The following is an 18,788-nucleotide window of genomic DNA, read 5'->3' as shown; positions in this document are numbered from 1 at the left end:
CCATCCTTATTATCCTGGATACTATTCGCTTCACACTACCCTTGTTCACATGACAAAAAATAAGCGGAGCCTTTCGGCTCCGCATTTCTTTGAGCAAGGAATATATCTGCTCAAGGTCATATGTTGCGTGGGTATGCCTTGATTTAGCTATTTCCCCCTGCCATCGCTTTTTTAATCAGGCCAATAACAGCCATCACGATTCCTCCTCCTACTCCACCACCGGCAACGCTACCCAAAATTCCGGCAACGTCCATGCTTCCAGCGGGCATGTCCATAAACATGTTCAATACCTGACCTCCGAGCCCTCCTCCCAGGATACCGGCAATAGAATTACCAAGCGTACCCAATGAAAGATTCTTCATGAGTGATCCGGCAAGATTTCCTCCTGCTGCACCTGAAATAAGTTGAATAATAAGCGGTAGTAAGCTTCCCATAATTAAAGTATTAATATTAGTAAAATGTGCGTTTTTAATACTTCTAGGGAGTTTTCAGTATGGCTTCAATTATAAGATAGGAAAATATTTGATAAGTCACGCATCACTCCCATAATTTCAATTTTTCCCGAATTTTTCCACTTTGAACTAATTCTGCAAAATCATCTCTGACTTCTTTGCTGAGATCAAAGGCCTTTTCCCATCGCTCCTGACGCTCTTTGGTGGGAAAATTTTCAAAATCTTTTCGATCCGGTACATAGCCGCCAGGAAGTTTTTGGATAAACTTTTGAGAAGGGTGAAGCAAAAGCACATGATTTTTCTCCGCTTCTGAGGGTTTGCGATTTTTGAGTTTTTTGTCAAACCAGCTGGGCTTTACCTGGTCAAAGAAATGCGGTTGAAATACGATATCTCCTTCGCCCAATTGATAAGGCAGGGTCAAATGGTAATCAATCAAACCTCCATCTCTATACATTCCTTCAGGTGCGTCCGGAACATTGGGAATACCTTCCATGACCATAGGAATGGCGCCCGTTGCCAAAAGAGCTGCCTCAAAATTATCTTTATGGAGTTCGACTTCTGTAGTAGGAAAAGCATCTTTCCCCAAAAAACTGCTTTCTCCCCGGGGATCGTGAAAAAGAACCCGATGAAAGAAGGCATTGAGGTTCCTTCGGCTCATCGCATTGCCTATAATTGTCGCAATAAGCCCGGTACCTTGCAGCAATTTGTTTTCGCTGGCAAGTAGTCCTTTACTTTTAACTGCAATGACAAAAAGCCGCGCAAAAGGATGATTCAAAATATGAGGAATCGTATCCGGGTTTATATATTCTTTCGTTACCTGAGGAATGACAGCAGTAATTTCCTCACGTGTGGGTTTGTCAGAATAGGCCTGACCGAAATAACCTTCTTTAAACAACTCCAATCCTTTTACAGGATCAGGAAAGGCCATTGATGATGCAAACCTCCAGGCGCCAATCGATGAGCCGATCATAGGAAGGGCCTCCTTTCGGCCCTTAAACCATTCTCCAAAAAGGTAGCGATCCAAATGTCCCAACACGATCCATTTAGGACCTCCAGCTGCACCAGACATTAGTTTGATCATTTCAGGCTTGAGGCCTCCATCCATGATGGCCTCATAAGCAGCTTTACCTGCTTTTAGTTCTATAGAGTCAAAGCTAGCCACAATCTCAGGTATTCTTATTCTTTCTCAATTGCACGATCTTTATCCGTTATCCAGTGGCTCCAGGAACCAGGGTATAATCTTGCTCCAGATAAGCCCGCATATTCCATTGCCAAAAGATTATGACAGGCAGTAACTCCCGACCCACAATAGACGATGCTTTCTTCTATGGGCGTATCTCCCAGTATTTCCTGAAAACGGGCGGAAATGTCTTCTTTCGATTTGATTTTTTTGTCTTCCCCCAAATTCTCCATCCAGGGAGCAGAAACAGCTGAGGGAATATGTCCCGCTATCGGATCTATGGGTTCCTTTTCGCCTCGATACCGAATTCCTGCCCGGGCATCGATCAGGAGTCCCTGACCGGATTGCGAACGTGCTTCCACTTCTTTTACATTTACCGCAACCCCTTCCTGCATTTGGATTTCTATAGTTCCCTTAGACGCTTGGGGAATGTCTGTGGATAAAGCTCCGCCAGAAGCTTCCCAGGCCTGGATTCCTCCATCCAACACGGCAACAGCTTCATGCCCCATAGCCTTCAGCATCCACCAAAGTCTGGCAGCAATACCCCCCCCTTTATCATCATAAACCACTACTTGAGTATCGGGATTCAATCCCCAGTTTTGAAGACTTTCCAAAAATTTATCGGGATGGGGCAAAGGATGTCTTCCTGTCACGGGAGCATCTATAGGACCCGAGAGGTCTTCATCCAGATGGGCAAAGATAGCTCCTGGAATATGTCCTACTTTATAGGCATTTCGGCCGGCCTCTGTGTCCTTTAGCTCATGGCGACAATCAAAGACTTGCCATTGAGGATTATCTAAATGCTGAGCCAGTTCATATGCGCTAATAAAGGTCTTATACATAGCAGTTTGTAATTGGGCCGGAGTAGCTATTAAAAATCCTTCCCTAGTTACAGATTTTTTCTTTTTTCTTCTCTTAAACTGGAGAAAAAAATGAAAGCCTTGTCCGATTCATTTGGGTATATTATTTTGTATCCCTTCAAGAACAAATTATGGACATCACTTCTCCTACCTCCTTTAGTTTCCCCACAGATATCAGATTTGGTGAGGGAGTAATCAAAGAATTGCCGGACTACCTAAAAAAACATGGACTCGAACGTCCTCTGGTAGTTACGGATCCCAATGTTGCTGAATTGGGCTTTTTCAAAGAAATCCTGAGCCATCTACATGCAAAAGGACTTAGTGTGGATGTATTTTCTGATATGCATGCGAATCCTGTCAAGTCTGATGTGCTCGCCGGAGGAGATGCATATAAAAGTTCGAATCGGGATTCGATCATAGGCATAGGCGGAGGGGCTGCCATGGATGTAGCAAGAGCCATCGCTTTACGGATCAATCACCATCAGGATTTATTTGTCTATGATGACCTGATAGGGGGGGATAAATATGTTACGGAAGCTGTTCCGCATTTTGTAACGGTGCCTACTACTTCTGGTACAGGGAGTGAAGTTGGACGATCAGCTATTATTTCTGAGGATGAAAGTAAGCGCAAACGTATCCTCTTTGCGCCCAGTTTATTGGCGAAACAGGTCTTTGCCGATCCTGCTCTGACCTATGAATTACCGGCACATATTACAGCCGCAACCGGTATGGATGCCCTTACCCATAATATGGAAGCTTACCTCGCCAAAAACTACCATCCCATGGCTGATGGGATTGCTTTACAGGGTATGAAACTCATCTTTGATTCCATTGAAGCCGCCACCCTCAACCCAACTCCTGAAGCCAGAGCAAAAATGATGTTGGGTTCTTTGATGGGAGCTGTTGCATTTCAAAAAGGTCTGGGAGTTGTCCATTCTTTGGCCCACCCCCTCTCTACCTTATTGGATATGCACCACGGACTTGCCAATGCAATCAATCTGCCCTATGGAATGGAATTCAATATGACCGGCCTGGAGGATAAGTTTGAAGAAATGGCTCGGCTGACTTCTATGGAGAATCCTTCAGCAGAAGGCCTGATCGAGGAACTATTTGCCTTGAACCAAAGACTGGGATTACCTACCAAACTCAGGGAGAAAGGCGTGGAAGAATCTCATTTAGAAGCTTTGAGCGATTTGGCGATAGCTGATTTCGCCCATCCCAACAATCCCAAGCCTGTGAGCAGGGCAGATTTTCGGGCGATTTACCAGAAAGCCTGGTAGAGAAAGCTTCAGCAAACAGTCTTGTCATTGCGAGCCTGTAATACAGGCGAAGCAATCCCCTTGAATACAAAACACCTACTGGAATCAAGGGGATTGCTTCGCCCTAAATTAGTGCTCGCAATGACAAACATGTTGTAAAAAATAACCCTCCCCTACTAATCTGAAGCTGGCTCCAGTTTCGGGTTTTTCATAAGCCAGAAATACTCACTTGTATCCGCAGGGAGCCAACTTTCCTTTACATATCCACTCAGCATAGACCCATAACGATCTTCTTCGTCAAACATATCTATCTCCTCTTTTTCAAGGAGAACCCATTCCACTTCTTCCGAAATTTTCAACTTCAACTCATCTTCCAAACGAGCATAATTCATTTCAGCATTATGCGCCCAGTCAACGGGCAATGGATTTTGCGCATCAAAAAGATAATGGGCCATAGGATAGCCGGGAAGAACGGCCGTCTTGTTTGGATCATACTTTTCGAAAAAGTCCTTCAATTCCAGGAGCTTTTCTTCAAATGGTTCGCCAGTTCTCAAGCCTGTCAATTTCTCCACATACATGCCGGGTTTGGCAGTCAGAGTGTCTCTATCCTGATCGCGGTAGGGATATTGGTAGAGGAAAGCAAAAACCCATATCAGGAGAATACAGGCGACCCCATAAAAATAGCGAGGCACACTCAGTTCCAATTCTTCATTTAATCCATAAATAAAGGCGAAAAGAATGGGAGTAAAGAAAAGCATGGGATTGGCGTAGCCCCAGCTTATACCTGCACACCAACCTATACTCAAGAGACTCAGCAGAAAAGAAAATGCAGCTCGATTTAGCCAGAAACTTTTAACTGCAACTCCTGCTGCGATCAACCAGAAAGCCTGAGCAAATCCAAAGGAAGGAGCTACATAAGCATCCAATTTTAAACTTTGGTACACATGCATACCCAACAATCCCCAAAAGGCTAATCCAAATATCCCGGCAGGTAAATACCTCCAGGTATAGATCGCATGAGCCCTCCAGACAATCAATAAAGGTAAAACAATGAGCAGAAAGGGCTTTGCATATTCGACTATGGCAACATCCACTAGATCAGCAAGCCTGCTTTCTCCTGTACTTTGCGCAAGGAAAGCTTCGCAATATTCTGGATAACTAAGATACAGAGAGCCCAGAAATGCCATTAATATTCCTCCGAATATAGCCGCTGGTTTCCATGCGTATTTTGCTCCATACTGAAGAAAGAGTAGAGCCGGCCCAAAAACCAGCATAGGATAAAATGCCTGTTTGCAAAGGGCAGCTGCCACAAAGCAAAACAAAGCAAAGACATGCCAATAAATTTTTTGCCTGCGGGCCACCATATAGACTCCCAGTGAGGAGAATAAGATGCCATCAATCGTATGCCAAGCCATGGGCGGGAAATTGTGAACACTGCAGGCAAAAGCCATGACCAGAAACAGTTCGGTAGAAATACCAATCTTTCGGAAATCAAAGAAATGCTGCAGTCCTCTAATGGTCCAAAACACACTCAGTGCCATAAAGAGATAAAAGACAAAGCGTTCTCCCAGGATTTCCAGAGAAGCAGGTAAGAGGGATTGAATGAAGGCGTGGAGGTATAAACTTAAGGGTGGCCTGATATAGATAAAGTCTATATAGGGAACCTCACCTTGTAGCACTCTATAGGATAAAGCGGAAAGAAATCCCTGATCGGTATCACTCATTCCATGAAAGCCATAGGCCAGGAAATAGAGTGCCGCCATCAAAATACCAATACCCAGTAGTCGGTAAGGATGTCCCTCCGGTACTTCATTGGGATAGGAAGTTTCAGCTAATTCGGCCATTATTTCGGTACTATGCGCATTAAGAATAGTGCGATAGGAAGGAAAATAGCATTGGGAACCCAAACAGCTCGCTGGGCAGGAAAGGTCTGACTGACCATCGCCTGGCTACCAAAAAGCAGGCCCACATATAGTAGGCACAGAAATAGTCCCAATCCAATTTGTAAGGCGATACCGCCCCTCGATTTTCGAGAGGCCATAGCATAACCAATAATGGTCAGGATAATCATAGCCAGAGGATCGGACAAGCGTCGATGCCTTTCGATGTACAAGGCCTTCAAGATGTCTGAGCCCCGCATTTCCTCCAGCTCTATATACTCTACAAGCTCCTCTGAGGTTTTCGTCTTTTCCGCTTCTTCCCGAATAAAGATATCATCTGGATACAAAAGGAAGGTAGTATCCAATTCCGGAGTCGTCCACATACGCTCCTTTTTCCCTTTCATCTTTCGCAGTCGCGCATTGATCAGTCGCCAGTTTTCTGTAGAGTCTACCCAGAGGATCCGTTTGGCTTCAATCTTGGCGATGATATCCCCGTCTTTGGTTTGTTCCAGGTTAAAAGTATGCCCCTCTTTCCGCTTTTCATTGTAAAAGCCGATGTAGACATAGGTATCGGGGGCTACCTTTTTATGGATATCCCGCTTTCTGTGTATGGTCTTCTTTTTAAAGTATTTGTATTCAAAGGCTACCCGTTCTTCTGTTGCACGGGGAATGAGATAGCCTTTGAAATAAAAGGAAACCCCGGCCAATGCGATTGCACAGATCAGATAGGGTACAAAAATGCGGTAAAAACTTACTCCCGCACCCAACATAGGAATGACCTCCGAGCGCCCTGCCATCCGGGAAGTAAAAAAGATCACCCCCAGAAAAATACAGACCGGACTCAAGAGATCCGCCCAGAAGGGAATGAAGTTGAGGTAATAATCAAAGATGATCTCACTAAAGGGAGGTTTCCGGTCCAGAAAGAAATCTATCCTTTCCACCAAATCAATCATCACGGCAATCGCAATGATCATCCCCAGGATGAACAAACTTGCTGTGAGATATTGTTTAATGATGTATCGATCCAGGATATTCATTCCTCTATCCGCAATTTTTGTTAAAGTGCCGACAAAGCCTCATTTGGTTGCCAGCTTTTTCTATATTTCTTCAAAATCTGCGTAAAATTAAGAAACAGTGCTTAGAGCTGAAACAGGAGACAACCTTTTCCTTCAATTCTCAGTCATAGAATAAAAGAAAAGATCTATCAGCCATACAACCTTCATCTGGCTTTAGACTTCTTTGAAACATAACAATTTTGTAATTTTGCGCTCTATGCAAAAAAATATAAGAATAATCGGCCTGGCCCTCCTGATTGCTTTGATGACTGTAGGCTGTGGCAAGGAATATAAAAAGTTTAGTAAATGGTCCCGAAAAGGAACAGTAGCACAGAAAGACTCTGCTGCTTTTTACTTTTATGAAAGAAAGGACTATGACAAAGCATCCTTCCTATTGGAAGAACTTCAAACGGCCTACCGTGGACAACCTCGCGCCAAAGAAGTGCTCTATGCATATGCATACTCCAAGTATGGAAGTGGATACTATACGACGGCTGCCTTCAACTTTGAGCAGTATTCCAAATTGTATCCCAATGATCCCCTCGCACCAGAATGTATGTATATGGTAGGATACTGTGCATACCTCGAATCTGCCCCATATTACCTGGATCAGGCTGCTACCTTGAAAGCGATCAGTCAGTTCCAGTTATTCATCAACAATTATCCGGTAGATGAAAGATCTGAGAAAGCCAATACGCTGATGACAGAATTGAGGGAAAGGCTGGCGAAAAAAGCATTTGAGAATGCCAATGTTTATTTCAAAATCCAAAACTTCCGTGCTGCCACCAAAGCATTTGAAGTAATGATCCAGGAATTTCCGGATTCTCGCTATCGTGAAGAAGCCCAGTATCTTTGGTTCAAATCAGCGGCAGATCTGGCTGACAACAGTATTTTCAGCAAAAAGAAGAATCGCTACCTCGATGCATTGGATCTTTATGAGCGATTTATAGATAAGTATCCCAACAGTGTTTTCGTCAAAGATGCAGAAGCTGCCTTTGTAAAAGCCAAGAAAGGCTATGGAAAAGTACTGGCCGGTGAGGCAAATGGGAGTTAATTTTAAATTTTTGCAACACCCTGATAGAAATCTCGTTATCTTTTACGATATTTGCGATCTAAATTATTTAAGCTGATATGAAAGATTTTATCCCAGTTGATGTACCGAAGGTAGGCGAATTTTCAGGAAACCTGTATAAGTCCCTGATCATTGTTGGCAAAAGAGCCAATCAGATTACCCTCGACATCAAGGATGAGCTGACCCAAAAACTTGCCGAGTTTGCTCCTGCTTATGACAACCTGGAAGAGGTGATGGAAAATAAGGAGCAGATCGAGATCAGCCGTTTCTATGAGCGCAAACCTAAGCCCACTCAGGTAGCGCTGGAAGAATTTCTGGCCGAAGAGATCTATTACAGAGATCCCCACGATTTTGAAAATTAATAGCTGCAGGGGAAATTGATCTTTCCTCTAGCATCGAAAAGCATAAAAAAGCGGGCAATGCCCGCTTTTTTTGTGTAAAGACCCAGCCTTGCTGTCATTACGAGGCCTTATCAAGGTCGAAGCAATCCCCTTGGCTACAAATACTTATTCGATTCAAGGAGATTGCTACACCTGTAACACAGGCTCGCAATGACAAGCTTGTTGAAGCTTAGAGAATGCTCTCTAAATCCTCAGTGAAAATAATTTCATACCTTTAATTCTCGCTAATCCCCACATTCTATGTTAAGCGGAAAAAAGATTGTTCTCGGCATAACGGGTAGTATCGCTGCCTATAAGTCTGTCTTGCTCCTTCGAATTCTCATCAAAGCCGGTGCAGAAGTAAAAGTTGTATGCACCCCTTCTGTAAATGCCTTTCTTGGAGAACTTACCTTGAGTAGCCTTTCAGGCAAAAGCGTATTCAGTGGCATTTGGGAAGAGAACTGGTCCGAGCATGTGGAATTGGGTTTGTGGGCTGACCTCATGATTGTAGCTCCTGCTACAGCCAATACCCTCGCAAAATTTGCCCATGGCCTCTGCGACAATGCCCTCACTGCTGTTTATCTCGCGGCTCGCTGTCCGGTCATGCTTGCACCCGCTATGGATGTAGATATGTACAAGCATGGTCGTACGCAGAAAAACCTGAAAGAACTGGAAGCGGATGGATGTATTGTATTGGAAACTGGAGAAGGATTTCTCGCTAGCGGATTGGAAGGTGTAGGACGAATGCTGGAGCCGGAAGAAATCTATGAAATCATCGAATCTCATTTCCGGGGCACTGAGCTTGCAGGTAAGAAATTTCTCATAAGTGCGGGTCCTACCCAGGAAGCCCTCGATCCCGTTCGTTTTATCAGCAATCATTCGTCCGGAAAAATGGGATATGCTTTAGCTAAAGCCGCCTGGTATATGGGAGCCGATGTGAGTTTGGTTTCAGGGCCTACACAATTAAGTCCTCCTAAAGGGGTGAAATTCAAAAGCGTAATCTCCGCCCAGGATATGTTTGAAGCCGTAACAGAGGAGGCCACAGGACAGGATTGTATCATCATGGCAGCCGCTGTGGCAGACTACACTCCTATGACTACAGCGGAACAAAAGATCAAAAAAAGCGGAGATGATATGCAAATCCCTATGAAAAGGACCAAAGACATCTTAAAATCCCTGGGGGAAAAGAAGCCTGAGGGACAGATATTGGTAGGTTTTGCTATGGAAACCGAAAATGAGTTAGACAATGCACAAAAAAAGCTCTTTAAGAAAAAGATGGATTTCGTAGTTTTAAACTCATTGCGGGATAAGGGTGCCGGATTTAAACATGATACCAATAAAGTAACCATCATGGATCAGGCAGGAAATGTGGAGGCCCTTCCCCTTAAAAGTAAAGCAGAACTGGCGGGAGATATTTTGCAGAAAGTCATCAAACTCTTCGCCGCAAGAAATACCTAAACATGAACAGGATAACACAGCCTTTCTTTCTCCTCATTTTCCTCCTCGCTTTTCAAAGTGGATTTTCTCAGGAATTGCTTTGTTCTGTTTCTGTTGATGCAGGCAGGATACAAAGTGATAGAACCGTATTCGAAGATATGCAGAAAAATATCTCCGAATACATGAACTTCACCCAATGGGGCGGAGATAAATTTGAATCACAGGAAAGAATCCGCTGCAATCTCCAGATTGTAGTTATCCAAAGACCTGCCCCGGATTACTTTGTCTGCAATATGAACTTGCAGGTTTTTCGTCCTACCTATAACTCTACCTATGAAACGGTTTTGCTAAAGGTTGCCGATCAGTCTTTCAATTTCAATTATGTAGCCTATCAGAACATGGTATTTACAGACAATTCCTATACGGATAATCTGACTGCCCTGCTGAATTTTTATGCTTATCTGATTTTGGCTTTTGATTATGATAGCTTTGGATTAAATGGAGGAAGCCCTTTCTTCCAAAAATGCCAGGAAATCGTAAACCTCGCATCCTCTGCTTCCAATGAAAGCGGATGGAGAGCCAATGAGAATAACAGAAACCGCTATTGGTTGATGGAAAACCTGAGCAATAGTCGCTACAAATCATTTCATGATATCGTATACAAATACCATCGTCAGGGGCTGGATATCATGGAGTCAAAACCTGCACAGGGAAGAAGAGCAATTATGGAATCTTTGAAAGAACTCCAAAGGCTCAATCAACAAAATCCCCTCTTAATCCTGATCAAAACTTTCCTAGATGCCAAGCAAAATGAATTGGTAGGCGTATTTGGAAAAGCTTTCTCTAACGATAAACAGGAGTTTATCAATATCATGAATGAAATTGATCCCTCCAATATCGCCCGATACAATTCTGTTTTGGAGGGGAATTGACGGCTTTCTGAACATCAAGATGGATAAAAATGCCAGGAATTGTTGCACAGAGATGAGCATCGGATATTACTAAATTTTATCCTTTAGACTTAAGAGCTCTGGCTCTAAAGAAGTTTTGCGCCAAACTTGTCCGGGAAAGGAATGCGAAAGTCAAGAAAATAGCCAGGATAAAAAACACAAGATGTATTATCCCGGGTTTTCCCAGATTTTCCATCAATCCTTCAGTGATCCAATTGTTCAAATCTGAACTCAGCTTATAAAGCATATCCCAATCACAGTCATCATCCCAGGATTTCACATAGACTTCCTTACTTTCATCAAACTGCAAAGGTTTTTCCTTATAGCTACAGTAAATGAGGGTTGGACGTCCCCATGCATACCTGAATATCGCTTGAAAGCTATAAAAAACAGGTAAGGCTATCAGGGGATTGAGCAAAGCAGCAATCCCTATCTTCCAACTGCGCCTATAGCCTATGAACCCAAGACAAACTGCAAGCAAAATTATCAGGAAAACTAAACCGCTCCCTTCGGCATAGAGTGCTACAGGTCCAAATAAGATGTATAAGGGAAGAAAGCCAAGTATTAGCCAGCGATCCCTGATGAGAGGCGCCTTTCTGAGATTAAGCGGGTTTTCATTATCCATAAAACAGGCTTAGCCTTCATTCATCCATTTGATAAAGGCATCCAGTTTATCCTCATTTTCTTCCAGCCATTTTGCAGAACTTTCCTCATTCCCTAAGCGGATATAGTGGCAATAGGCTTCCAGATGACCGGATTTAGCGATTTCCTGTAGTGTTGGGATATAGAGGTTCCACCAAATCTCATCTCGGCCTTTTTCCGAAGATTCTTCTAAAACCGTAATAAATGACTGGGTCTTTCTTGTAAATGCATCCAATCCTTCCAGCTCAAGATCTTCATCAATTTCCTTGAGGGCTTCTGTAGCCAGATCATCTGAAATAGAAAGCAGAGAGAGAGTCAATTCTGCTGCTGAAAAGGCAGAATCTGTATTAGGATCTATACTAATAGTGATCTTCTTTTTATCCTCTTTATCTCTTTTGACTTTGCCCCCAAAGTGATACTCCATAATTTTATAAACTTCTATGGCTCGATCTGTATCAGGTTCCAGGAGGAGGAAAAAGTGGCTGGCCAGTAGAGATTGTACAGGATTGTCTTTCCAATTGTGAATGCGAGCCAATTGATAATGGCTACTTGCATGCGAGGGATTATTTTTAAGGGCTCCCACCAAATTGGGTTCTGCCTTTCCCAGATTGTTTATCTTCAGGTAATTGACCGCCAGATTGTAATAAAGCAAATAATGCTCATCGCCTTCTGCTATAGCCTTTTCAAATAAATCGATGGATTGACGGGTCTTTCCCAACATATCCAGGGCAGAACCTTTAGCCACATAAGCAGAGGTCATATGATCCTCTTTACGCTTCAAGACCTTATTGGCATATTTTACGGTATTCTTATAATCTCCCTTCCGCATGCAGCTCAGGGCAATTTCGTAATTGACCAGGGTAGACTTTGAATCGATTTTCAAGGCCTTTTTATAGGTTGCTATGGCTTTATCATATTCCCCCGCATCATGGTAGCCAATGCCTTCTCTGACAATGTCTTCTATGCTGTTTTGGGCGAAAGTAAAAAGAGAGAGAGTAAATAAAAGGAGAAAAGCTGATACGGTTTTCATGTCAGTGTATTAAGTGGGAGTAAAGGCCTCATGGTTAACGGGCAGAAATAGGTCCTTAATCATTAGATTAACCCACCAAATCTATTCCATAAATTTCCAGTAAGCTTTTTTCCGGATTTCCTAGTTTATTTTGAGCAAATAATTCTCGCTGGTGTAGGTCCCTATCTTATTTCCCAGAGCATGTCCTTCCTCTGAATCGTAGCGAAAATGTATTCCCAGGTAGACGCGAGACATAGAAGCTTCCAGACCAGCATCAGAGAACTTCTCAAAAGATCGACTTGGAGGATCCATGGCTATTTTGCCAGAAAATGGTCCACCTATATCTACAGAATCCGTCCGCATTGAAAAGATATAATCATTTCCCTTGCCCAGGGTATGAGCCAATACAGTCATAGCTGCCGAACTTGCAGTTCCATGGGCAGAAGGATAGGAAGGAAAGGCATAGGTATGTTTATGAAGATTGTTCCATTCGGGATCAGCCTCAGTATCGGGATTCTCATCATGTTCTGCCCACCGAATGGCAGTATAGGGCCGCCAGTGATTGTAGTGAAATTTATTGTCAAACACATTCACATAGGCATCATAGATCGTCAGGTTTAGCAGGGCAAATAGACGGGCTCCTTCCCAGAGGTTCAGCTTTTCTTTAACCACTAAATCTCTTGCTAGTCGATTATGAGAGTTTTCAACAAAGTCTTTCCACCACATGGCCAAATGTGCCTGGTCAGTTGTCCGCACTTCGCTTTCTTGCGATCCATAATTTTTGACTTCTTCAAAGGCTTTGGTGTAGGCTTCACTTTTGATTTCAGGTGGAGGCGGTGAGCGAAAATGGTCGGGACTATCCAATAGAAAGGTTTCTGCATTTGCCCAACCCGCTCCAAAAATGAAACCTTCGGGCGTTCCACTATGCTCATTGAATTCTGCATATACCCCCGGCGCCATAGGATGAAAGTCATAGCTTGCCTCTGCATTCCATCGGTCTTCACTTCGTACTTTTAGGATTTCCATCGCAGCCTCTTTGCCTGTAGCAATGGCTTGTTCCATTCCAGGTCCTTCTTCCATTTTTGAAAGCACTTTATCCAATTCCATTTGGAAGACCTTTTTCTGATCAGGATACTGGGATACAGCAACTTCAAAAGCTGCCTGAACAGCAGCTAGCTCTGGTTCAACCCAGATTATTTCTTTGTGGTAAGCAAGGGTTTGATAAATACTAAGGCTATTATTGATCGCATCATGCATAGCTGTGTGCATCATGGCTGCTGTTCGGACTCCTTTGAGGGTCATAAGTCCGTCCTCAGCTACAGCTATTTTGAAAATGAGTTCATTCCAGGAGATGAGGAGTTGAGAATCATAATCTTTTGGGGCCGGTTTTTTGGGCTGTGTACAGGAAAGGAAATTTAGCAGAAACAGGGATAGGACAATGGGAATAAGCAGGCTTTTCGTTTTCATCGGCTTTAGGGTTGAGTGGTTTTCTATAGGGCATAACGACTAAGAAGTCGTATTTACACCATAAGTTATGGATTTTCTTCCAACCAGTCATCCACACTTCTATGCCTTCCCAGCCCCATACAATCAAACTCATCCAGATGACTTGTACGCCTCACCCCTATTTCCCTAAGGAGCTCATTTGCTCCAGTATAGCTTTCTGAGATTTCCATTTTTCTTTTGCCCTCTTCCCAAACAATACCCATATGTCCACCCCTTCCGCCGAAGAATTCTGATTCCAGGTAGGCCCATTTCTCTTCTTTAAGAATCTCCAGAACTCTTTCTTCGAAAGCATCAGTCAACATGATAAAATCTGCAATACATTCTGAATCTGAAGCAGGATCTATAATATCTGCCAGCTTTCCATTTACGGGGATCATGGCAAAGCCTTGTTCCAGGTTTATTTTCTTAGCAGCTTTTATTTCAGATAGCATTCGGTCTAACACTGCTTCTTTTGCTACGATTGCATGTAGGACGTAGGACATAGGCTTTAACTTCCCGTTTTTAAAAGAGACTTCCAAACCTTCCAGTTCAATCCAGCAGCTATCCAGGCTTCCCGAGCGATTCTCAGTCCCTCCTTATCCCAGCTGAATTCTTCTTCATAAAGCATCTCCATCAAATTTTCCAATGCGATCCCCCACTCATAATGAAAAATGAGTTCATATGCATCTGCAAGCAGTTCTTTAGTGATAAATTCTGTATCTTTTCTTGCCGACAGATAGGCAATCAGGTCCATGGCTTTTTTCTGAGGATCGTTCATCATTTTCTAAATAGGATGCCATTCTACCAGATAGCCATTCCAACATCCTTTAGCAAAGCGAATAAATACCGCCTTCCGTCTAATTCTTTCTCCCTCTTTCAAGATAAAGCTTTGTTGGACTTCTGCTCCCTCGCCCGCTGCCTGCAGAACTTTTTTCTGGGGAACATAGCTCCAGTCCCGCCAATTTCCTTCATGTTTGAATATTTTACTCAGGCTCTCATCTGCCAGTTCACGAAGTTCGTATATCGACGACCATTCCTCTGCTTCTTCATCAAAAAGGCAGGTATAGTAAACCGGAGTTCCCTGGTATTCGGCGATTCCCTCTCGGGGGCAATCGTAAAATTCTTCGATGGTATAAACGATTTCTTGTGTTTTCATCTTTGCTTCAATATGATGAAGCCCTCTCAGGATCAATTGATCCGGCTCCATTTTAATCCATTCATATCAACGTACTCCAGCAATCCCAGGCTTTCGGAGACAATAAAACTTTTCATCTTATAATCGTCGCAGCTCGTATCCGTACTTTCACAGGCTATCTTTATAACCCTTAAGCTTTCCCCTTGCCACTCAAAATTTTCATCCAGCTCCCCATCGCTGTTTTCCTCAAATACGATGATTTCATCGCCCAGGGTATTCAGATATCCGGGAATAAAGGAAGTGGGTTCTTCATATAAGTTAAAACTTACGAGTACGTTTTGGCTAGCTGAGAGGCTGAAAAGCCTTTCGTTATTGCTTTTGGATCGTAAAACTGCAACTTCCCGATCTCCTTGTGTTCCACATTCCTCACCGCCTGTCCATTCCGTATCCTGAATTCTTTCGATTTCCAGGGTATCCAGGATTCCATTTTCGTCTTCAAATATGTGATCTGTGGAAGCATCAAAGGGACTGATCCAACTCAGGGCTTGCGCTTCGATTTCGGGATCGGGAGGTGAACAGAAACAGGGAGCGGAACTCCGAATGCAACATCCGGAAAAAAGTATGCACAGTATGATAGTTGATAGTCGCTTGTTGATCATAAATTCAATTTATTGTATATCTATCCAATCGAAATTCTACGAATTTTCGCTGCATGGACATATAAAATCTCTACAGCTCAAAACCGTAGTCTCTTTCGACTTTGGCTATGCGTGTCTTATAGCTTTTGTACCAATCCGACCTCCCTTTTCGTTGGGCGATCAGATGTTCGGAATTCTGTTTCCATTTTTTGATGGACTCCAGGTCTTTCCAGTAGGAGACCGTTATGCCTACTTCACTTCTTGCGCTTTCTATGCCTAAAAATCCTGCTTGCTCACGGGCCAGTTCTTCCATGCGAATGGCCATATCGATGTAGCCATTATCGCCTTCTGTTCTCGTAGAGCTGAATATGACTGCGTAATAGGGAGGTTCGGGTGTGTTTGCGATCATTGTTTTTGATAAATATTATAGGGTTCTTTTCGCAACTTTTTAGAAAAGTTGCACAAAATCGGAACGAAAAAACCAAGGCCTACCCACATTTCCATCCGCTACATTTTCGTTCCATCCCCAGCGCGGCTTTTTTGGGCTAACATTTTGATTTAGGTGAATTTTGTATCAAAGTGGAAGGGAAGCAGACTTTTGGCTACACCTTCTACCCGGAGGATATCTCCTTCTTCTCCCTGCATCAGAACGACCATATCGTGATCTGTCATCTGCTCGTACTCGAGCATGACCTGCCTGCAAGCTCCACAGGGCATCGCAGGGGCATCTACCTTATTTACAGCACTAATCGCACGGATAGCCATTTTGCGAATCTTAGTCGCTTTCCCAGAAGCTCCTATGGAAAAGAGGGCAACCCGTTCGGCACAGAGTCCGGAAGGGAAAGCTTTATTTTCCTGATTATTACCTAAAACGATATCCCCTCCATCCAGCAAAACTGCTACTCCCACCCGAAAGCGACTAAATGGCGCATAGGCAAAATTGCAGGAACGAAAGGCCCTGTCCAGAAGATTTTGCTCATCCTGGGGAAGTTGTGATCTTTCAGAAAATAGCTGATAGGAAATCTTGAACTCCTTCTTTTCCATAGTCATGGTTTTGAGAAGCTCTCAAGATAGGTTTTTTACAGGATATACTGGCTGAGATCTTTTTTATCAACCATTTTCCCCAACTTTTCCTCTACAAAATCAGCAGTTATGGTAAAGGAACTCTCAGGATTCAAATCCGGTACTTCGAAAAGAATATCATCCAGCAGATTGCTTATGATGGTATGCAATCTACGTGCACCAATATTCTCCACTTCCTGATTTACCTGAAATGCCATACGAGCCATGACAGCGATCGCTTTCTCCTCAAAGTTCAGTTTTACGTTCTCACTTTCCAACAAAGCACTGTATTGCCTGGTCAAGGCGTTTTGAGGTTCGGAGAGAATCCTTACGAAATCATTCTCGGTCAGAGAATTGAGTTCTACTCGAATGGGGAAACGTCCCTGAAGTTCCGGAATCAGGTCCGAGGGCTTGGCAATATGAAAAGCCCCAGCCGCAATAAAGAGGATATGATCTGTTTTGATCACACCATGCTTGGTATTGACCGTTGATCCCTCAACGATGGGCAAGAGGTCTCTTTGTACTCCCTGACGAGAAACATCCGCTCCTCCTCTGCCTCCTTCGCTGGAAACGGCAACTTTGTCGATTTCGTCTATGAAAATGATTCCACTATTGCCCGCTCTTTCAATGGCTTCACGGGTTACGCTATCCATATCTATCAGTCGGGCAGCTTCTTCTTCAATCAAATGTTCGCGGGCTTCCGCAACCGTCATTTTTCGCTTCTTCTGCTTCTTAGGCATCATCCCACTCAACATATCCTGCAGGCCGTCCATACCGTCCATACCCATAGGCCCAACGATTTGAACATTATGAGATGGAACTGTTACTTCCAGTTCGATTTTCCTTTCCTCTAAATCTCCATTCAAGAGTTTTTGCCTGAACTTATCCCGGGTCCGCTCATTGAGTTCTTCTTCCGAGGCAGAACTGGTATTAAAGCCAATGCCTTCTTTTATATCATCCGAGAGGATAATGGGATTCTTGTTTTTCTTGCGAATAGGCGGAATCAATATATCCAGGATAGCTTCATTGGCGTTTTCCAAAGCCGCTTCCTTTACTTTCTCCTTTTGCTCAGCTCTGACCAAATTGACGGATTGTTCCACCAGGTCGCGGACCATGCTTTCTACATCACGCCCTACATAGCCCACTTCTGTAAACTTGGAAGCTTCCACCTTAACAAAAGGTGCCTGAGCCAATTGAGCCAACCTTCGGGCAATCTCGGTTTTACCTACACCGGTAGGTCCGATCATCATGATATTGTTGGGGATGATCTCCTTGCGGATCTCTTCGGCAGCTTTCAGCCTTCTCCAACGGTTCCTTAGAGCAATAGCTACGGACTTCTTCGCTTCTGCCTGACCAATGATGAATTTGTCAAGCTCCTGTACGATCCGGGCGGGTGTAAGTGAATCTAGCATTTATATTGTTCGAGTAATTCTTGTCGCAAATTAAAAAAAATGTAGGGAAAGCTTTTGGGCTTTCCCTATAAGGATGAACGAATTTCTTAGTTATATGTTCGCAAATCAACTATCGTAAGCCATTCGCTTGAGGAATTCTGATTTTCTTCTGGCAGAAACATCGAGGGTCGTACCGTCTGACAATTCTACATAACCTCCTCTACCTCGGGTATAGTTTTTCAGATAAGCCAGATTGATCAGGTGAGATTGATGGATGCGGAAGAAATTGAAATCTCTCAACATTTCATCATATTCTTTGATGGTTCTGGAAACCAGGATACGTCTTTTATCATTCAGAAATATGAAGGTATAGTTTCGGTCTGATTCACAACGAATGATGTCTTCCGGGTTAACAACGGTAAATCCATTGGAAGTAGGAAGCACGATGCGTTTGAAAGGCTTGCCCATGTTACGGACATTGGCTATCAAAGCACTTAGTTGCTCACTTTTATCAGAACCATCCTCTTCTTTCTGCTTCTCAGTTACTCTTTCGACTGCACTCTGTAGTTCGTCAATATCTACTGGTTTCAACAGATAGTCAGTTGCAGAAAACTTGAATGCCTTCATCGCATACTGGTCGTATGCAGTTGTGAAAATGACATCAAAGTCCAGGTTTTCAGCATTTTCAAGAATCTGAAATCCATCCCCATCGGGCAGTTCTATATCTAGGAAAAGTAAACTCGGTTTATGTTCTTTCAAGGCGGCGAGTCCTTCTGCAACATTACCTGCAATCGCAACCACTTCTACTCCTTCACAATATTCACCGATCAGCTCTTTCAGCAACTCCTGGCTATTCTTTTCATCTTCAACGATAACGGCTTTTAGCATAGTATTGTGTTAT

At 43.4% G+C, this 18,788-nt stretch carries 21 protein-coding genes; 5 read left to right on the top strand and 16 right to left on the bottom strand.

Annotated elements, in window-relative coordinates; all coding sequences use genetic code 11:
- Positions 1-143: 143 nt before the first annotated feature.
- The 3 genes from R8P61_02410 to R8P61_02400 all read right to left on the bottom strand — a co-directional run bounded on the left by R8P61_02410 (position 144) and on the right by R8P61_02400 (position 2,474).
- Positions 144-434, bottom strand: a complete 291-nt coding sequence (locus tag R8P61_02410; GenBank protein MDW3645896.1) for a hypothetical protein — start codon at positions 432-434, stop codon at positions 144-146.
- 103 nt (positions 435-537) lie between these two features.
- Complete coding sequence (locus R8P61_02405) at positions 538-1,614, bottom strand: alpha/beta hydrolase (GenBank protein MDW3645895.1); 1,077 nt, start codon at positions 1,612-1,614, stop codon at positions 538-540.
- A 14-nt stretch (positions 1,615-1,628) separates the two neighbouring features.
- Positions 1,629-2,474 (bottom strand): sulfurtransferase, encoded by an 846-nt coding sequence (locus R8P61_02400; protein ID MDW3645894.1) that lies wholly within the window; start codon positions 2,472-2,474, stop codon positions 1,629-1,631.
- Positions 2,475-2,623: 149 nt separating this feature from the next.
- Here R8P61_02400 and R8P61_02395 point away from each other — a divergent pair, with 149 nt between their 5' ends.
- Positions 2,624-3,772, top strand: a complete 1,149-nt coding sequence (locus R8P61_02395; GenBank protein ID MDW3645893.1) for an iron-containing alcohol dehydrogenase — start codon at positions 2,624-2,626, stop codon at positions 3,770-3,772.
- A 155-nt stretch (positions 3,773-3,927) separates the two neighbouring features.
- On the opposite strand, the gene R8P61_02390 is transcribed toward R8P61_02395, so the two are convergent.
- Together R8P61_02390 and R8P61_02385 are read right to left on the bottom strand one after the other, a co-directional pair.
- Complete coding sequence (locus R8P61_02390) at positions 3,928-5,595, bottom strand: hypothetical protein (protein MDW3645892.1); 1,668 nt, start codon at positions 5,593-5,595, stop codon at positions 3,928-3,930.
- A complete protein-coding gene (locus tag R8P61_02385) occupies positions 5,595-6,668 on the bottom strand; it encodes an LptF/LptG family permease (GenBank protein ID MDW3645891.1) in 1,074 nt (357 codons plus the stop codon). The genes R8P61_02390 and R8P61_02385 overlap by 1 nt, the downstream gene beginning before the upstream one ends.
- A 235-nt stretch (positions 6,669-6,903) precedes the next feature.
- Here R8P61_02385 and bamD point away from each other — a divergent pair, with 235 nt between their 5' ends.
- The 4 genes from bamD to R8P61_02365 all read left to right on the top strand — a co-directional run bounded on the left by bamD (position 6,904) and on the right by R8P61_02365 (position 10,507).
- Positions 6,904-7,740 (top strand): outer membrane protein assembly factor BamD, encoded by an 837-nt coding sequence (gene bamD, locus R8P61_02380; GenBank protein ID MDW3645890.1) that lies wholly within the window; start codon positions 6,904-6,906, stop codon positions 7,738-7,740.
- Between the two features lie 77 nt (positions 7,741-7,817).
- Positions 7,818-8,120 (top strand): DNA-directed RNA polymerase subunit omega, encoded by a 303-nt coding sequence (locus R8P61_02375; protein ID MDW3645889.1) that lies wholly within the window; start codon positions 7,818-7,820, stop codon positions 8,118-8,120.
- Positions 8,121-8,399: 279 nt separating this feature from the next.
- Positions 8,400-9,596: a bifunctional phosphopantothenoylcysteine decarboxylase/phosphopantothenate--cysteine ligase CoaBC gene (gene coaBC / locus R8P61_02370; protein MDW3645888.1), complete on the top strand. Its 1,197-nt coding sequence runs from the start codon at positions 8,400-8,402 to the stop codon at positions 9,594-9,596.
- A 2-nt stretch (positions 9,597-9,598) separates the two neighbouring features.
- On the top strand, positions 9,599-10,507 hold the full coding sequence (locus tag R8P61_02365) for a DUF4835 family protein (GenBank protein ID MDW3645887.1): 909 nt from the start codon (positions 9,599-9,601) through the stop codon (positions 10,505-10,507).
- A 76-nt stretch (positions 10,508-10,583) separates the two neighbouring features.
- On the opposite strand, the gene R8P61_02360 is transcribed toward R8P61_02365, so the two are convergent.
- The 11 genes from R8P61_02360 to R8P61_02310 form a co-directional block, all read right to left on the bottom strand.
- Positions 10,584-11,150 (bottom strand): hypothetical protein, encoded by a 567-nt coding sequence (locus R8P61_02360; GenBank protein MDW3645886.1) that lies wholly within the window; start codon positions 11,148-11,150, stop codon positions 10,584-10,586.
- A 9-nt stretch (positions 11,151-11,159) separates the two neighbouring features.
- Positions 11,160-12,197: a tetratricopeptide repeat protein gene (locus R8P61_02355; GenBank protein ID MDW3645885.1), complete on the bottom strand. Its 1,038-nt coding sequence runs from the start codon at positions 12,195-12,197 to the stop codon at positions 11,160-11,162.
- 120 nt (positions 12,198-12,317) lie between these two features.
- The gene (locus R8P61_02350) at positions 12,318-13,643 is read right to left on the bottom strand and encodes a vanadium-dependent haloperoxidase (GenBank protein MDW3645884.1); all 1,326 of its coding nucleotides are present in this window, start codon (positions 13,641-13,643) and stop codon (positions 12,318-12,320) included.
- A gap of 65 nt (positions 13,644-13,708) precedes the next feature.
- On the bottom strand, positions 13,709-14,164 hold the full coding sequence (locus tag R8P61_02345; GenBank protein ID MDW3645883.1) for a hypothetical protein: 456 nt from the start codon (positions 14,162-14,164) through the stop codon (positions 13,709-13,711).
- Between the two features lie 5 nt (positions 14,165-14,169).
- Entirely contained in the window at positions 14,170-14,442 is a 273-nt protein-coding gene (locus R8P61_02340) for a hypothetical protein (protein MDW3645882.1), read from the bottom strand.
- A gap of 3 nt (positions 14,443-14,445) precedes the next feature.
- The gene (locus tag R8P61_02335) at positions 14,446-14,817 is read right to left on the bottom strand and encodes a hypothetical protein (protein ID MDW3645881.1); all 372 of its coding nucleotides are present in this window, start codon (positions 14,815-14,817) and stop codon (positions 14,446-14,448) included.
- Positions 14,818-14,849: 32 nt separating this feature from the next.
- The gene (locus R8P61_02330) at positions 14,850-15,455 is read right to left on the bottom strand and encodes a hypothetical protein (GenBank protein ID MDW3645880.1); all 606 of its coding nucleotides are present in this window, start codon (positions 15,453-15,455) and stop codon (positions 14,850-14,852) included.
- A gap of 70 nt (positions 15,456-15,525) precedes the next feature.
- Positions 15,526-15,843 (bottom strand): antibiotic biosynthesis monooxygenase, encoded by a 318-nt coding sequence (locus R8P61_02325; protein ID MDW3645879.1) that lies wholly within the window; start codon positions 15,841-15,843, stop codon positions 15,526-15,528.
- Between the two features lie 149 nt (positions 15,844-15,992).
- Positions 15,993-16,478 (bottom strand): cytidine deaminase, encoded by a 486-nt coding sequence (locus R8P61_02320; protein MDW3645878.1) that lies wholly within the window; start codon positions 16,476-16,478, stop codon positions 15,993-15,995.
- Between the two features lie 35 nt (positions 16,479-16,513).
- On the bottom strand, positions 16,514-17,908 hold the full coding sequence (gene hslU, locus R8P61_02315; protein MDW3645877.1) for an ATP-dependent protease ATPase subunit HslU: 1,395 nt from the start codon (positions 17,906-17,908) through the stop codon (positions 16,514-16,516).
- A gap of 105 nt (positions 17,909-18,013) precedes the next feature.
- The gene (locus R8P61_02310; protein ID MDW3645876.1) at positions 18,014-18,775 is read right to left on the bottom strand and encodes a LytTR family DNA-binding domain-containing protein; all 762 of its coding nucleotides are present in this window, start codon (positions 18,773-18,775) and stop codon (positions 18,014-18,016) included.
- Positions 18,776-18,788: the final 13 nt, after the last annotated feature.

It is taken from the genome of Bacteroidia bacterium (genome assembly GCA_033391075.1).
Taxonomy (GTDB): domain Bacteria; phylum Bacteroidota; class Bacteroidia; order J057; family J057; genus JAWPMV01.
Note: the sequence above shows the minus strand (reverse complement) of the source record. Positions and strands in the feature narration are given on the sequence as shown.

What these genes read in the sequence shown, in the direction of transcription:
- R8P61_02410 (MDW3645896.1), bottom strand. Translation starts at nt 434, where the DNA reads ATGGGAAGCTTACTACCGCTTATTATTCAACTTATTTCAGGTGCAGCA.
- R8P61_02400 (MDW3645894.1), bottom strand. Translation starts at nt 2,474, where the DNA reads ATGTATAAGACCTTTATTAGCGCATATGAACTGGCTCAGCATTTAGAT.
- R8P61_02395 (MDW3645893.1), top strand. Translation starts at nt 2,624, where the DNA reads ATGGACATCACTTCTCCTACCTCCTTTAGTTTCCCCACAGATATCAGA.
- R8P61_02390 (MDW3645892.1), bottom strand. Translation starts at nt 5,595, where the DNA reads ATGGCCGAATTAGCTGAAACTTCCTATCCCAATGAAGTACCGGAGGGA.
- R8P61_02385 (MDW3645891.1), bottom strand. Translation starts at nt 6,668, where the DNA reads ATGAATATCCTGGATCGATACATCATTAAACAATATCTCACAGCAAGT.
- bamD (MDW3645890.1), top strand. Translation starts at nt 6,904, where the DNA reads ATGCAAAAAAATATAAGAATAATCGGCCTGGCCCTCCTGATTGCTTTG.
- R8P61_02375 (MDW3645889.1), top strand. Translation starts at nt 7,818, where the DNA reads ATGAAAGATTTTATCCCAGTTGATGTACCGAAGGTAGGCGAATTTTCA.
- coaBC (MDW3645888.1), top strand. Translation starts at nt 8,400, where the DNA reads ATGTTAAGCGGAAAAAAGATTGTTCTCGGCATAACGGGTAGTATCGCT.
- R8P61_02365 (MDW3645887.1), top strand. Translation starts at nt 9,599, where the DNA reads ATGAACAGGATAACACAGCCTTTCTTTCTCCTCATTTTCCTCCTCGCT.
- R8P61_02360 (MDW3645886.1), bottom strand. Translation starts at nt 11,150, where the DNA reads ATGGATAATGAAAACCCGCTTAATCTCAGAAAGGCGCCTCTCATCAGG.
- R8P61_02355 (MDW3645885.1), bottom strand. Translation starts at nt 12,197, where the DNA reads ATGAAAACCGTATCAGCTTTTCTCCTTTTATTTACTCTCTCTCTTTTT.
- R8P61_02350 (MDW3645884.1), bottom strand. Translation starts at nt 13,643, where the DNA reads ATGAAAACGAAAAGCCTGCTTATTCCCATTGTCCTATCCCTGTTTCTG.
- R8P61_02345 (MDW3645883.1), bottom strand. Translation starts at nt 14,164, where the DNA reads ATGTCCTACGTCCTACATGCAATCGTAGCAAAAGAAGCAGTGTTAGAC.
- R8P61_02340 (MDW3645882.1), bottom strand. Translation starts at nt 14,442, where the DNA reads ATGATGAACGATCCTCAGAAAAAAGCCATGGACCTGATTGCCTATCTG.
- R8P61_02335 (MDW3645881.1), bottom strand. Translation starts at nt 14,817, where the DNA reads ATGAAAACACAAGAAATCGTTTATACCATCGAAGAATTTTACGATTGC.
- R8P61_02330 (MDW3645880.1), bottom strand. Translation starts at nt 15,455, where the DNA reads ATGATCAACAAGCGACTATCAACTATCATACTGTGCATACTTTTTTCC.
- R8P61_02325 (MDW3645879.1), bottom strand. Translation starts at nt 15,843, where the DNA reads ATGATCGCAAACACACCCGAACCTCCCTATTACGCAGTCATATTCAGC.
- R8P61_02320 (MDW3645878.1), bottom strand. Translation starts at nt 16,478, where the DNA reads ATGGAAAAGAAGGAGTTCAAGATTTCCTATCAGCTATTTTCTGAAAGA.
- hslU (MDW3645877.1), bottom strand. Translation starts at nt 17,908, where the DNA reads ATGCTAGATTCACTTACACCCGCCCGGATCGTACAGGAGCTTGACAAA.
- R8P61_02310 (MDW3645876.1), bottom strand. Translation starts at nt 18,775, where the DNA reads ATGCTAAAAGCCGTTATCGTTGAAGATGAAAAGAATAGCCAGGAGTTG.